This is a genomic window from Micromonospora sp. NPDC005413 (genome assembly GCF_040606435.1).
Taxonomy (GTDB): domain Bacteria; phylum Actinomycetota; class Actinomycetes; order Mycobacteriales; family Micromonosporaceae; genus Micromonospora.
This window is the reverse complement of record NZ_JBEXEV010000001.1, coordinates 18369-31559: the sequence shown is the minus strand read 5'-3', so window position 1 is coordinate 31559 and position 13191 is coordinate 18369. Positions and strand designations below refer to the sequence as shown.

The 13191-nt window shown below is 74.1% G+C and carries 13 protein-coding genes; 7 read left to right on the top strand and 6 right to left on the bottom strand.

The features are described from left to right. Positions 1-49 precede the first annotated feature (49 nt). Together ABZS37_RS00125 and ABZS37_RS00120 are read left to right on the top strand one after the other, a co-directional pair. Positions 50-943 carry an alpha/beta hydrolase gene (locus ABZS37_RS00125; RefSeq protein ID WP_355164594.1) on the top strand — a complete coding sequence of 298 codons (894 nt, stop codon included), beginning with the start codon at positions 50-52 and terminating at the stop codon, positions 941-943. Then, on the top strand, positions 940-2184 hold the full coding sequence (locus ABZS37_RS00120) for an acyltransferase family protein (RefSeq protein WP_355164593.1): 1245 nt from the start codon (positions 940-942) through the stop codon (positions 2182-2184). The genes ABZS37_RS00125 and ABZS37_RS00120 overlap by 4 nt, the downstream gene beginning before the upstream one ends. Positions 2185-2482: 298 nt before the next feature. On the opposite strand, the gene ABZS37_RS00115 is transcribed toward ABZS37_RS00120, so the two are convergent. Genes ABZS37_RS00115 through ABZS37_RS00105 form a run of 3 tightly spaced genes read right to left on the bottom strand, consistent with a single transcriptional unit; the run spans position 2483 to position 5519 of the window. Next, positions 2483-3433 carry a VWA domain-containing protein gene (locus ABZS37_RS00115; protein WP_355164592.1) on the bottom strand — a complete coding sequence of 317 codons (951 nt, stop codon included), beginning with the start codon at positions 3431-3433 and terminating at the stop codon, positions 2483-2485. After that, entirely contained in the window at positions 3430-4431 is a 1002-nt protein-coding gene (locus ABZS37_RS00110; RefSeq protein ID WP_355165065.1) for a DUF58 domain-containing protein, read from the bottom strand. Before ABZS37_RS00110 ends, ABZS37_RS00115 begins: the two co-directional genes overlap by 4 nt. Further along, positions 4410-5519 (bottom strand): MoxR family ATPase, encoded by a 1110-nt coding sequence (locus ABZS37_RS00105; RefSeq protein ID WP_354997300.1) that lies wholly within the window; start codon positions 5517-5519, stop codon positions 4410-4412. Before ABZS37_RS00105 ends, ABZS37_RS00110 begins: the two co-directional genes overlap by 22 nt. 240 nt (positions 5520-5759) lie before the next feature. On the opposite strand from ABZS37_RS00105, the gene ABZS37_RS00100 reads away from it, so the two are divergent. The 3 genes from ABZS37_RS00100 (at position 5760) to ABZS37_RS00090 (ending at position 8237) form a co-directional block, all read left to right on the top strand. Continuing rightward, the gene (locus ABZS37_RS00100) at positions 5760-5990 is read left to right on the top strand and encodes a hypothetical protein (RefSeq protein ID WP_355164591.1); all 231 of its coding nucleotides are present in this window, start codon (positions 5760-5762) and stop codon (positions 5988-5990) included. A 245-nt stretch (positions 5991-6235) separates the two neighbouring features. Then, positions 6236-6763, top strand: a complete 528-nt coding sequence (locus tag ABZS37_RS00095; RefSeq protein WP_355165064.1) for a PH domain-containing protein — start codon at positions 6236-6238, stop codon at positions 6761-6763. A 43-nt stretch (positions 6764-6806) separates the two neighbouring features. Beyond that, entirely contained in the window at positions 6807-8237 is a 1431-nt protein-coding gene (locus ABZS37_RS00090) for a PH domain-containing protein (RefSeq protein ID WP_355164590.1), read from the top strand. A gap of 6 nt (positions 8238-8243) precedes the next feature. Here ABZS37_RS00090 and ABZS37_RS00085 read toward each other — a convergent pair whose 3' ends face one another. Further along, the gene (locus ABZS37_RS00085; RefSeq protein WP_355164589.1) at positions 8244-9347 is read right to left on the bottom strand and encodes a phosphatase PAP2 family protein; all 1104 of its coding nucleotides are present in this window, start codon (positions 9345-9347) and stop codon (positions 8244-8246) included. A 138-nt stretch (positions 9348-9485) separates the two neighbouring features. On the opposite strand from ABZS37_RS00085, the gene ABZS37_RS00080 reads away from it, so the two are divergent. Next, positions 9486-9890, top strand: a complete 405-nt coding sequence (locus tag ABZS37_RS00080; RefSeq protein ID WP_355164588.1) for a hotdog domain-containing protein — start codon at positions 9486-9488, stop codon at positions 9888-9890. Continuing rightward, positions 9887-10717 (top strand): MBL fold metallo-hydrolase, encoded by an 831-nt coding sequence (locus ABZS37_RS00075; RefSeq protein ID WP_355164587.1) that lies wholly within the window; start codon positions 9887-9889, stop codon positions 10715-10717. Before ABZS37_RS00080 ends, ABZS37_RS00075 begins: the two co-directional genes overlap by 4 nt. On the opposite strand, the gene ABZS37_RS00070 is transcribed toward ABZS37_RS00075, so the two are convergent. Then, positions 10714-11649: a PfkB family carbohydrate kinase gene (locus ABZS37_RS00070; protein ID WP_355164586.1), complete on the bottom strand. Its 936-nt coding sequence runs from the start codon at positions 11647-11649 to the stop codon at positions 10714-10716. The genes ABZS37_RS00075 and ABZS37_RS00070 overlap by 4 nt on opposite strands. A 112-nt stretch (positions 11650-11761) precedes the next feature. Beyond that, positions 11762-12913, bottom strand: a complete 1152-nt coding sequence (locus tag ABZS37_RS00065) for an XdhC family protein (RefSeq protein ID WP_355164585.1) — start codon at positions 12911-12913, stop codon at positions 11762-11764. Between the last annotated feature and the right edge of the window lie 278 nt (positions 12914-13191).

Here is a 13191-nt window from a genome sequence, read left to right as displayed (position 1 = left end):
GACCACCCGCGCACTCTGCCTCCGGACGACATTCCGGAGGGAGAACGTGATGCGACGACGAGGTGCCAGCCGTGTGGCGCTGGCCGCGCTGCTCGGCGTGAACCTGGTCCTGCCGACCCGACCCGAGCCGGTCGCGGCGGCGGGGTTCGTCGAGGCGTACCCGGTCATGGCGGCGGCGATGGGCGCGGCCGGCCCCCCGTACGCGGACTGGGCCGCCGACGGGCGTCGGTTTCTGCTGTTCGACCCGCGCGGCGACGGCCGCGCGGTCGAGGTGCTCGGCGACCTGGCCGACGCGGACCGGATCGCGGTGCTGGTGCCCGGCGTGGGCAGCACGCTCGCGGACTTCGACCGGGGGTTGGGCGGGGTGGCCCACCGAGCGCCAGCGGTGCAGGCCGGGCAGCTCTACCGGGAGCTGCGGGCGACCGACCCGGCGGCGCGGGTCGCGGTGCTGGCCTGGCTCGGCTACGACCCGCCCGACGGGGTGTTGACCGCCGCCGGTGGTGTCAGCGCCCGACGCGGCGCGGCCGGGCTGGCCGTGCTGCTGCGGGAACTGGCCGCGCGGAGCCCGGCGGCGACGATCACGCTGGTGGGGCACAGCTACGGGGCGCTGGTGGTGTCGCTGGCGGCGACGGACGCCCCGGCCCAGGTCCGCGACGTGGTCAGCCTCGGCGGCATCGGGGCCGGGGTGCAGCGCGCCGATGATCTGCGCGGGCGGCGGTTCTGGGCGGCCGAGGCACCCACCGACTGGATCCGTCGGGTGCCGCCGGTGCGACTGCCCGGCCTCGGCTTCGGCCGTCGCCCCGGCGACCCGGCGTTCGGGGCCCGGCCGTTGCCGGTGGGTGGGGTCGCCGGGCACGACGGCTACCTCGCGCCGGGCAGTTCCACCCTGGGCGCGGTCGCGGCGGTCGTCCTGGGCGGCGAGTTGGTCGGGGACACCCGGTGAGCCGCGACCGTTTCGTCGACGCGCTGCGGGCGTACGCCATCGGCGGGGTGGTGCTGGGGCACTGGCTGGTCACCGGGCTGGTGGTGGCCGGCGACGGTGGGCTGCACCAGGCCAGCCCGCTGACCGCGCTGCCCGGTCTGGCCCCGTTGACCTGGGTGTTGCAGACGCTCGGGTTGTTCTTCTTCGCCGCCGGGTTCGGCTCGGCCCGATCGCTGGCTCGCCACGAGGGCAGCGCGGGCGGTTGGCTGGCTCGTCGGCTGCGCGGGCTGCTGCTGCCGACGGTGGCGTTGCTGGGAGTGGGCGCCGCCGTGCTGCTCGCCGCCACCGTCGTCGGCACTCCGGACGACACGCTCACCGTCGCACTACGGCTCGCGGTCAGCCCGCTGTGGTTCCTGGTGCCGCTGCTCCTCCTGGTCGCGTCGACCGGCCCGCTACGCGTCGCCGTACGCCGGTGGGGGTTGGGGCGCTGCGTCGTACCGGCGGTGACCGTTGTCGCGCTGGCCGATCTGACCGTGCGTCTGCTGCCGGTCGGCACCCACCTGCCACCGGCCACCGTGGTGGCGGCCTGGTCGGTGCCGTACCTGCTCGGCGTGGCACACGCCGATGGGCTGCTGGCCGGTCGGCGGGCGGCCAGCACGCTGGTGGGTGGTGGGGTGGCCGTCCTGGCGGTACTGCTGGCGCTGGGCTACCCGGTGAGCGCGGTCGGGGTGCCCGGGGCGGGGGTGTCCAACCTGAACCCGCCATCACTGCTGGCGGTGGCCCTGGCAGTCACCCAGGTCGGGCTGGCGCTGCTCGCTCGGCCGGCGCTGGAACGGTTGCTGACCCGGCCGCTGCCGGGCCGGGCGGTGACCGAGGCGAACCGATCCGCGGTCCGGATCTACCTGTGGCATCAGCCGGTGCTGGTGGCGGTGACAGCGCTCACCGCCCGCAGCGGGCTGACCCTGCCGGGGCTGCACACCGTCCCGGACGATCTGGGCTGGGTGCTGGCGCGTTTCTGCTGGCTGCCACTGCTCGCCGCGGTGCTGGTCACGGTCGTGCGGGCGGGCCGGCCGGCGGGCCACCCGAGGAGGTGGCGTCAGCCGGGTGGTGGAGGGGTCGCCGGCCGCTCGGCCGAGTGCGTCCCGTCGCCATCGCAGGTGTACGATCATCGACGTTCCGGCCCGCTCGACTTGCAGGAGGTGATCGCTGTGCGAGATAGCGATCCTCCTAGTCGTGGCCGGGCCAATGGTCAGCCCCGCTGAGCCACGACTCAGTCTGGTGAGCTGACCCCGCTCCGCTCCCCCACCGCTTCGGCCCACGCCGGGGTGTGTGTGCCGCGCCGTCCGATCCCGGACGGTCGCCGGGAGCCGCCCGGTCACGACTTCGTGTGCGCGTCCCCACCCCCTGCGGTCCGCCCCCGCACGCGGACCGTCCAGCCGCCACCCGGAGCCGTCCATGAGCCGCTACGTCGCCCCGCTGGGCTTCACCCTCGCCGCCGTCTGGGTGGCCATCGTCTTCGTGCTGGCCGGCGGCGGTTACTGACCACCGCCGGCCTCCCGGTCAGAGCATCCGCGACGACCAGAGCAGGCTGAGCGCGCCGGCGCAGAGCGCCAGCAGCAACGCCAGCCCGGCGTACCACTGGGTCACCTCACGGGGCTCGGTGCGGAAGCCGATCGAGCTGCCCATGTCCTGATAGACCTGCTTCAACTCGCTCACCGAGGCCGCCTCGTAGAAGTAGCCCTCGGTGGTCTCGGCAAGCTCGGCCAGGGCCAACCGGTCCACCGGCACCCGCTGCAACTGCCCGCCGATGTCGACCTGGCCGGTGTCGGTGCCGAAGGCGATGGTGGAGACCGGGACGTTGGCCGCCTGCGCTGCCGCCGCCGCCTCCTCCACCGCCCGCCCGGAGGTGCGGAACCCGTCGGAGAGCAGCACGATCCGTGCCGGCGGGATGCCCGCCGCGCCGTCGGCCGGCACCGACCGGATCGCCTCCAGGCAGGTGAACACCGCCTCGCCGGTCGCGGTCGCCTCGGCCAGCACCAGCCCGTCGATGGCACTGGTCACCGCGTCCCGGTCCTTGCCCGGCGACACCAGCACGTTGGCCGCCTTGGCGAACGACACGAGCCCCAGGTTGTAGCTCTCCGGCAGCTCACTGACGAACTGCTTGGCCGCCTCCTGTGCCGCCTCCAGTCGGTTCGGTGCCACGTCGTCGGCCTGCATCGACAACGACACGTCGATGGCGAGCATCACGGTGGCCCGCTCCAGCGGCTCCTTGGTGTCCACCGCGGGCCGGGCCAGTGCGGTGGCCAGCACCAGCAGGCAGAGCAGGAACGCGGTCGCCGGAACGTGTCGACGCCAACCGAGCCCCTTCGGCGCCACCGTGCGCAGCAGGTCCACATTGGTGAACCGCATCGCGTACGCCCGGCGGTGCAGCTGCCGCCAGATGTAGAACGCGGCAAGTGCGAGCACCGGCAGTACGGCCAGCAGCCACCACGGTTGCATGAAACGGATCATCGTGTCGTCCCCCGGGTGCGCGCGTGCCGCTGCGCGGCCACGAATCGCACCATGTCCAGCAGCCAGTCTCGGTCGGTACGCAGACGCAGGTGGGCCGCGCCCGCGCCGCGCAGGGCGGCGGCGATCGTGGCCCGTTGGGCGGCGGCGGCCTCGGCGTAGCGCTGCCGCAGCCGCGGGTCGGCGGTCTGCACCTCGTGCAGCTCGCCGCTCTCCGGGTCGACCACCGGCAACACGCCCACGTCGGGCAGCTCCAGCTCTCGCGGGTCGATCACCTCGATCGCCAGCACGTCGTGACGGACCCGCAGCTTGCGCATCGGCCGGGCCCACTGCTCGGCCGGCGCGAGGAAGTCCGAGATCACCACGGCCACCCCGCGCCGACGGGGCGGACGGTTGAGCATCTCGATCAGGGCACCGAGGTCACCACGGCCGGGCTGGATGGTGGTGCCGGCGACGGCACGTAGCAGGCCCTGCGCCTCCTTACGACCGGAGCGGGCCGGCAGTCGGGTGAGCACGCCGGGCCCGACCGGCGGTGGTCCACCTCGCCAGCGTCGGGCCGGCGCGGACGCCCCGCCGCCAGTGCCGATCACGGCGCCGATCCGGTTGCCACCGCGCACGGTCAGGTGGGTGATGGCAGCCGTGGCGGCGACCACCACCTCCCGCTTGAGCCACTGTCCGGTGCCGAAGTCCAGGCTGGCGGAGAGATCCACCGCGAGCCAGGTCTCCAGTTCCCGGTCGGCGACCGTACGCCGCACGTGCGGTGTCGTGGTCCGCGCGGTGACCGGCCAGTCCATCCGGCGGACGTCGTCGCCGGGGCGGTACTCCCGCGACTCTCCCGCCTCGCTGCCCGGTCCGGGCAGCAGGCCGGCGTAGTCGCCCTGAAGCAGACCGTCGAGCTTGCGGGTGACGAGCAGTTGAAGCCGGGACAGCACGGCCTCGCTGCGATCGGCGAGGGGGGCGGGTCGAGGGGTGGGTGAGGTCACGGGCGTTGCCCGGGCCAGCCTGCGCCCGGCGGCGGCGGGGCGGTCGGTGACGGGGAGGCCTGCTGTCGGCTGGCGACCGCCGGGAGCGGGATGGTCGACATCACCCGGTGCACGATGTGGTCGGCAGGCACGTCGTCGGCGAGCGCGTCGTAGCTGAGCACCAACCGGTGCCGCAGGATGTCCGGCGCGATGTCCTGCACGTCCTGCGGCAGGGCGTAGTCCCGCCCACGCAGCAGCGCCAGCGCGCGGGTCGCCCGGACCAGACCCAGCGATGCGCGCGGGCTGGCCCCGTACTGGATCAGCTGGGCGACGTCGGGCATCCCGTGCTCGGCCGGGGCTCGGGTGGCCAGCACCAGCCGGACCGCGTAGTCGACCAGGGCGTTGTGCACGAAGACCTGGTCCGCCTTGCGTTGCAGGGCGATCAACTCGGGTGTGTCGAAGACCGCGGTCGGCTCGGGCGCGGTCACGCCCATCCGGTAGACGATCTCCCGTTCCTCCGCGTCGGTCGGGTAGCCCACCACGATCTTCATGAGGAACCGGTCGCGCTGCGCCTCCGGCAGCGGGTAGACGCCCTCCTGCTCGATCGGGTTCTGGGTGGCCATCACCAGGAACGGGTCGGGCACCCGGTGACTCTCCCCGCCGATGGAGACCTGCCGCTCGCTCATCACTTCGAGCAGCGCGGACTGCACCTTCGCCGGAGCCCGGTTGATTTCGTCGGCGAGCAGGAAGTTGACGAAGACCGGGCCCAATTCGACGTCGAACTTCTCGCTCGACTGCCGGTAGATCCGGGTGCCCATGATGTCGGCCGGCACCAGGTCCGGGGTGAACTGCATCCGGGCGAAGGACCCGCCGACGACCTTGGCGAGGGTCTCCACCGCCAGGGTCTTGGCGACCCCGGGCACCCCTTCGAGCAGGCAGTGACCACGGGCGAGCAACGCGACGAACATCCGCTCCACCATCCGGTCCTGCCCGACGATCACACGTTTGATCTCGAACATCGCCCGCTCCAGCAGCGTGGCGTCCTCCGCGGGGGTGGTCACCGGCGCAGGTGGCTGCGGTGCCGCCCCGTTCGGCGTCGGGGTTTCGGGCATGGTCGGCTGGGCCACCGGTCCTCCACAGCGTTGGTCGGTCGTCGCGGCTCGTGCGGTATCAAGACTCGCACGCCTTGCTGAGTGTCGAGGTGGGGAGAAGCCGATTTTCGCCGCGCCGTCCCCAGCAGCCGAATCGCGCATCGCGGGTGTTCACCAACCGGCCACCGCGTGTACGATTCACCCCGTCGCCGGGCGACTCCCCCCGTGGTCGCCCGGCGCTCAAGCTCTCCGTCCCGCCGCCCTAGACTGGCCGGGATGAGCATCCCTTCCCCCGCCGACGAGGCACTGGTCTGCTCGGCCCGGGGCTGCCGGGCCCCTGCCGTGTGGGCCCTGCAGTGGAACAATCCACGCCTGCACGACGCCGATCGACGCAAGACCTGGCTGGCCTGCGCCGAGCACCGCGGCAGCCTCGGTGACTTCCTGGACGCTCGCGGCTTCCTGCGTGCCGTCACTCCGGTGCCCGGATCGCCTACGCTCGACACGTGAGCGGCGACCCACCGGCTTCCCCCGGCCCCACCTCCCCGTCCTGGCCGCCCACCCCGGCCACCACACCACCCGGCGTCCCGCCGCCGCCCGGCGCGTTCCCGGCGCCCGGCACGCTCGGCCCGGAGCCCGCCGCGCCCGACGTGTCGTCGCCCGCCCCGCTACCGCCGGCCGCGCTGCCGGCACCGGGCCACCGGCCGGCGCCCGGCGCCGACCAGCGCCCGCCCGAACTGCCGGCGCCAGGCCTCCTGCCGCCCGACTCCCTGGTGACGCGTGGGCCGGTGGCGCGAGGGCCGCTGGAGCCCTGGCCGGACACGGTCCACTGGCAGCCGATCTCCACCGACCTGATCTGGGTGGAGCTGATCCGGCTGGCGATCGTGGTCGCCATCGGGCTGGCGGTGACGGCGGTCGGCTGGGCGTTGAGCGGCCACTGGCTGTTCGGGCTCGCCCTCGCCCTCGTGCTGGTGCTCGGCGTGTGGCGGGCCATCGCGATCGTCCGCGCGGTCCGGGCCTGGGGGTACGCCGAGCGGGAGAACGACCTGCTGGTCCGGCACGGGCTGCTGGTCCGCCGGCTCTCCATCGTGCCGTATTCGCGGATGCAGTTCGTCGACGTCAGCGCCGGGCCGCTGGAGCGCGTCTTCGACCTGGCCACCGTGCAGTTGCACACGGCGGCGGCCGCGAGCGACGCCCGGGTGCCCGGGCTGCGCCCGGCGGAGGCGTCCCGGCTACGCGACCGGCTCACCGCGCTTGGCGAGGACCGGGCGGAGGGGCTGTGAGCACCCGAGCGGGCGACCGCGGGCCGCGCCGGGGGCCGGCCCGATGAGCGACGGCCCCACCGAGCCGAGCACAGTGCCACCCGCCGGCCCGACCCCCCACGGGCCGGTGCCGCCGGGGGCCCCCTATCCGTGGCCCACACCGCCGAGCGGCGGCGAGGGCGAGCCCCGGCAGCGACTGCACCCGCTCAGCCCGGTGCTGCACGGCGCCAAGTCACTGGTCGTGGTGATCGCCGGGCTGTCCTGGTCGACCCTGTCCCGGGTGGGGTTCGGCTGGTTCGCCGCCATGGTGGTGGTGCTGGCGCTCGGCGCGACCGTGCTGTCGGTGATCAGCTGGTACAACACCGGCTACCACGTGGTGGGCCGTGAGCTACGGGTGTACGAGGGGCTGCTCTGGCGGCGTACCCGGGCCATCCCGTTGGAGCGACTGCAGGCCGTGGAGGTGGTCCGGCCCCTGCTCGCCCAGCTCACCGGCCTCGCCGAGCTGCGTCTTGAGGTGGTCGGCGGGGGCAAGACCGAGGCGCCACTGGCGTACCTCGGGGTGGCCGACGCGGCCCTGCTGCGCGAGCGTCTGCTGGTGCTGGCCGGGCGGGGGGCGCAGGCGCCCGCGCCGGACCACGCGGTGGCCCCGGGGGCGGCGGTGCCACCGACGGCTGCGCCGGGCCGGCCACTGCATGCGGTACGCAACCAGAGCCTGCTGATCAGCCAACTGCTCACCCCGCAGGCGTTCCTGCTCCCGTTCGGTGTGGCCTTCGTCGTGATGCAGTTCCTCACCGCGGGGTCGTGGTCGTTCGTCGCGGTGGCGAGCACGCTGACCGCGATGGCCGGTGTGCTGCTGCAACCGATCCGCCGGGTCCTCGACGACTGGAACTTCCGGCTGGCCCGCGACGGCGGCACGCTGAGGGTGCACAACGGCCTGCTGGAGACGCGGGCGCAGACCGTCCCGCTGGAGCGGGTGCAGACGGTGCGGGCCACCTGGCCGTTGCTGTGGCGGGGAAACGGCTGGCTGCGGCTGCGCCTGGAGGTGGCCGGTTACTCCGTCGCGGAGGCCGACGACCGCAACCGGCCCGACCGGCTGCTGCCGGTCGGTGACCTGCCGACAGCCACGATGATCGTCGCCGAGGTGCTGCCGGGGGTACGCCTCGACGCGCTGGCGCTGAGCCCGCCGCCGCGCCGCACGCGTTGGCTGCATCCGCTGGGCCGTGGCGCGTTCGGTGCGGGGCTGTTCGAGCGGGTGTTCGTCACCCGGTCCGGGCGGCTCACCCGGCAGTTGGTGATCGTGCCGTACGCCCGGATTCAGAGTGTGCGGGTGGTGCAGGGGCCGGTCCAGCGCCGCCTGGGGCTGGCCTCCGTGCACGCGGACACCGCAGGCGGATCCGGCGCCACGGCCCAGGACCGGGACCTGGCAGAGGCGTGGGCCCTGGCAGCCGACCTGACCGCCCGCGCACACTCCGCCCGCCTGGCCCCACCCCGCTGATCGGGGTCAGCGGTCGACGGGTACCGCTGGTTGGTCGGGGGTGATCGGTCCGCGTGACGCCGGCTGCTCGTCGGTCGGTGGTCCGGCGGTGTCGTCGGGGGTGGCGGTGATCCGCCCTGGTGGTTTTCCGGGGCCCGGGTCCGTTCCGGCCCTTGGGTGGCGGGCCCGCCAGGCGGCCCAGCCGCGCTCGGCCAGGCCGACCACCAGGAAGGTCAGCCCCACGTACGCCCAGCCGACCAGCACGTCGATCACGTAGTGCTCACCCGAGTAGACCAGGGTGAAGGTCATCGCCAGCGGGTACGCGAGCAGCAGCGGCCACCAGCGGCGGCGGGTGGCGGTCAGGAAGAACAGCACCACGAACAGCGCCCACGCGGTGTGCAGCGACGGCATCGCGGCGACCGGGTTGGAGGCGATCTGGCCGGCGTTGAGCACGTTGCCGGCACCGTGCATGCCGAACGCCTTCCAGCCCCGGGTGGAGATCCGGGCGACCTCGGTGAGCAGCCCGTTCTGCGCTGCCCACCAGGGCGGGGCGGCCGGGTAGATGAAGTAGGTGACCAGGCCGGCGGCGCAGAGGAAGCCCCAGCGCCGCATGTACGCGGCCCAGCGGTGCCGGTCGCGTATCCAGAGCACGGAGGCGGCGGTCAGCGCCACCACGAAGTGCGAGAAGTACACCCAGCTCGCCGCGACGTCCCACCAGTGCACCTGCGGGTGGTAGAGGTGCTGCTGCAACCAGACGGTGGGCACCTCACCGCCGGTGGCCCAACCGAACATGAACCGGTCGGCGACGATCAACTCCATCGCGTGCGGGGTGGCGCCGTTGTCGGCGAACCCGCGCGAGAGGTTGTAGAGGACGAACAGCAGCACCACCGGCACCCAGTCCCGGGCGAAGCGCAGGTGACTACGCCACGGGCGGTCGCTGTTCCAGGCGATGGTCGCGGCCCAGATCCAGACGAAGGCGTACGTGGGGTCGGTGGGCAGCCCGATGGCCAGCCACGCGGCGACGAAGGCGACCGCCCAGACGGTCATGGCGACGACGCGCCGACGACCCCCGTCGGGGGACGCGGGCGGGTCGGTCCGGGCGGGGGGCTGGGGGTCAGTCACGACGGCCATCGTGGTCAAGGTTAGCGACGGGGCCGGCATCGACCGACGGGGACCACCCGGCGAAGCCGGGCACAGGTGGGAGGCGGTCGGTGTCAGGATCCCCGGGCGCGTGCTCGGTGGGCTCGGCGAGCACCTAGGCTGACGACCATGCAGGAGCAGCCCGAGCCGGCCTTCGCGCCGGGTCTGACCGCGCAGGTCGAGTTGACGGTCACCGACGCGGACACCGCCCAGGCGGTGGGTTCCGGGGACGTACCGGTGCTGGGCACTCCCCGGGTGCTCGCCCTGGCCGAAGCGGCCACCGTCGCGGCGACGGCGACCGGGATGCCGGCCGGGTCGACGACCGTGGGGACCCGGGTCGAGCTGGAGCACCTGGCGCCGACCGTGGTCGGCCGGACGGTCCGGGCGCAGGCCCTGCTGGCGACCGTCGACGGTCGCCGGCTGTCGTTCGAGGTCACGGTCAGCGACGGCGACCAGACGGTGGCGCGGGGCCGCGTGGACCGGATCCTGGTGGACCGGCAACGCTTCGTCGACCGTGCCGGGCGGGCGTCGTGAACGCCGGTTTCGTCGAGGTCGCCGACCGGGTGCACGTGAGACGCGAGCCGCTGCTGCGGGTCAACGTCACCCTGGTCGTCGGCGACGACGAGGCGCTCCTGGTGGACACGCTCTCGTCGGCCGCTCAGGCCACCGAACTGGCCGCCGCCGTCCGGGCGGTCACCGACCGTCCGTTGACGCTGGTCAACACCCACCACCACTACGACCACTGCTTCGGCAACGCCGTCCTGGCCGGCGACCCACCCCGCCCGGTGTACGCGCACGAGCTGGCCGCCGCAGCCCTGCGTGAGGAGCCGGAGCGGCTGCGCCGGGAGGCGTACGAGGAGGTGCGGACGGAGCACCCGGCGCTCGCCGCCGAGCTGGCCGACACCCCGCTGCTCGCCCCGACGCACACCGTGCACACCGAGACGACTCTCGACCTGGGCGGCCGGCGGGTGCTGCTGCGGCACCCGGGGCGGGGGCACACCGAGGCCGACCTGGTGGTGCACGTGCCGGACGCCGACGTGTTGGTCGCCGGGGATCTGGTGGAGCAGAGCGGACCGCCCGCGTTCGAGGACTCGTACCCCCTGCAGTGGCCGGACGCGGTCGCGGACCTGCTGCGACTGACCACCGCGCGCACGGTGGTGGTGCCGGGCCACGGTGACCCGGTGGACGTCGATTTCGTCCGCGCCCAGCACGCCGAGCTGGCGAGGCTGGCCTGGCTGATCCGGGCCGCGCACACCGGTAGCGCGCCGCCGGAACGGGTGGCCGCCGAGGCGCCCTTCGGCGCCCGCGCCGCCCTGATCGCCGCCCGCCGCGGCTACAACGAGCTCAACGGCACGGTCTAGCCTCCGAAGCGGCGCTCCACGTCGGCGCGGGTGGGCATGGCGGTGGCGCCGCCTGGTGACTCGCAGACCAGGCCGGCCACCCGGAGCGCGAAGGCCACCCGATCGACCCAGACCGCCGGGTCGGCCGGTTCGCCGTCGAGGAGCAGATCGGCGATCAACGCGGCCATCACCGAGGCGCCGGCGCCGGTGGCGTCGACCGCGTTCACCTTCGCGGCCGGTACGCGTACCGGATCCGCCCCGGCGGCGGCGAGCACCGCGCCGGCCGCGCCCAGCGTCACCACCACCGTGGTGGCGCCCAGCTCGCGCAGGTACGCGGCCACCCCCTCCACCGGCTCGCCGGGGTAGAGCAGCTGGGCGTCGGCGGTGCTCAGCTTGACCAGATGCGCGCTGGCGGCGAACTCGGCCACCACCTCGCGCAGCCCTTCCAGCGCGGCCGGACCGTTCAGCAGCCAGGGGCGTACGTTCGGGTCGAAGACCCGCAGACCGGTGGCGAGCGACCAGGCGCGTTTCGCGGCGGCCAGCGTGGCGGGCTGGAGCAGCACGACCGACCCGCAGTAGAGCACGTCGGCGCCCTCCACCAGTGCCAGGTCCAGATCGTCGGGGCCCAGCAGGCTGTAGGAGGGCGGCTCGCCGTAGAAGCGGAAGTCGGGTTCCGGGCCGGCGAAGGTGACCACCGCGAGCGTGGTCGGCGCGGGCACCGTGACCGCGCCGGCCAGCCCGACGTCGAGCGCGGTCAGGAAGGCGCGGATCCGGCCGGCCAGCACGTCGTCGCCGAGCGACCCCACGAACTGTGCCGCGCCGCCGAGCCGGGTCACCCCGACGGCGACGTTGAGCGGACCGCCGCCGATCGCCTGCCGGTACACCCGCTCACCGTCGCGTTCGGTGTCGAGCAGGTCGACCAGCGCCTCGCCGAGCACCACCGCGTATCCCATGCTGCTCCTTTCGTCGTCGCCAGTGCCCGCCGCACGCGGAGACGAACGGCGTGGCACCAGGCTGGCACAGCGCAACGCCCGGCGGGTGCCGAAGACGGTGCAACGGCGCGCGCTATCCCGGCTGGTGGATCGGCCCGTCGAGCGCCCCCAGCGGACGGCCGGTGCCGCCCCAGCGGGCCGCGACGATCTGCGCGGCCACGCTAACCGCGGTCTCCTCCGGTGTACGCCCACCGAGGTCCAACCCGATCGGGGAGGCGAGCCGGGCGAGCTGCGCCTCGCTGAGCCCCGCCTCGCGCAGCAGCTTGTGCCGCTCGTCGTGGGTGCGCCGCGAACCCATCGCGCCGACGTATGCCAGCGGGTGGCGCAGCGCCAACTCCAGCAACGGCACGTCGAACTTGGGGTCGTGGGTGAGCACGCACACCACCGTCCGCCCGTCGACCCGATCGGCGTCCACCTCCGCGCGCAGGTAGCGGTGGGGCCACTGCACCACCACCTCGTCCGCCTCGGGAAAGCGCCGCGCGGTGGTGAAGACCGGCCGGGCGTCGCAGATGGTGACCCGGTAGCCGAGGAACGCGCCGAGCCGGGCCACTGCGCCGGCGAAGTCGATCGCCCCGAAGACGATCATTCGGGGCGGGGTGGTGTACGCGGCCACGAAGAGACTGAGCCCGCCGCCTCGGCGCTGCCCCTGGTAGCCGTACCGAAGCACCCCGCTGCGCCCGGCCGCGAGCAGCCCGAGGGCATCGGCGCTGGCGGCGTCGTCGAGTCGGTCGTCGCCGAGCGAGCCGATCACCCGCTGGCCGGCCAGCACCAGCCGCCGACCCAGCCGCCGGGCCGGGTCGGTCGACACCGCGCCCGGTGATTCGGCGGCATCGGCCGCCACGCAGGTGACCACTGCCGCTGGTTGCCCGGCCCGGCGGGCGGCGTCGACCGCGTCCAACTCCGGCAGGTCGCGGGCGTCGACGCGTTCCACGAACACGTCGAGGATGCCGCCGCAGGTCAGGCCCACGGCGTACGCGTCGTCGTCGCTGATTCCGTAGCGAGTCAGCTCTGGTGTGCCGGTTTCGAGCACGCGACGGGCCCGCTCGTAGACGTCCGCCTCCACGCAGCCGCCGGAGACGCTGCCGGTGACCGTGCCGTCGGCCGCGACCAGCATGGTGGCGCCGGGCGGCTGCGGCGCTGAGCGCCAGGTGGCCACGACGGTGGCCAGAGCGACCGGCTCGCCGGAGCGGCAACGGCGGTGCACCTCGTCGAACACGTCCGGCACCGGCTGCGCCTCTCCGTCTTGTCATCCCCGTACGCAGGATATGGCGTCCACCGGCGACCGGGGGGTCATCCCATTCATCGAGGACCGACTATTGCGCTGTGGCCGCGCGGCGTGGTGGGATGACGCGTACCGGGCGGTGCGAGGGCTGCCGCGCCGCCGGTTGCCGGGTTCGTTAGACGCGAGGGCGCCGGTCCCTGACAGGACCGTTGACGGCGCACGTCCACCGGCCGGTTTTCCGCCGGGGCACGTCGCCGTGATCGTCGCACCGCTGACGACAG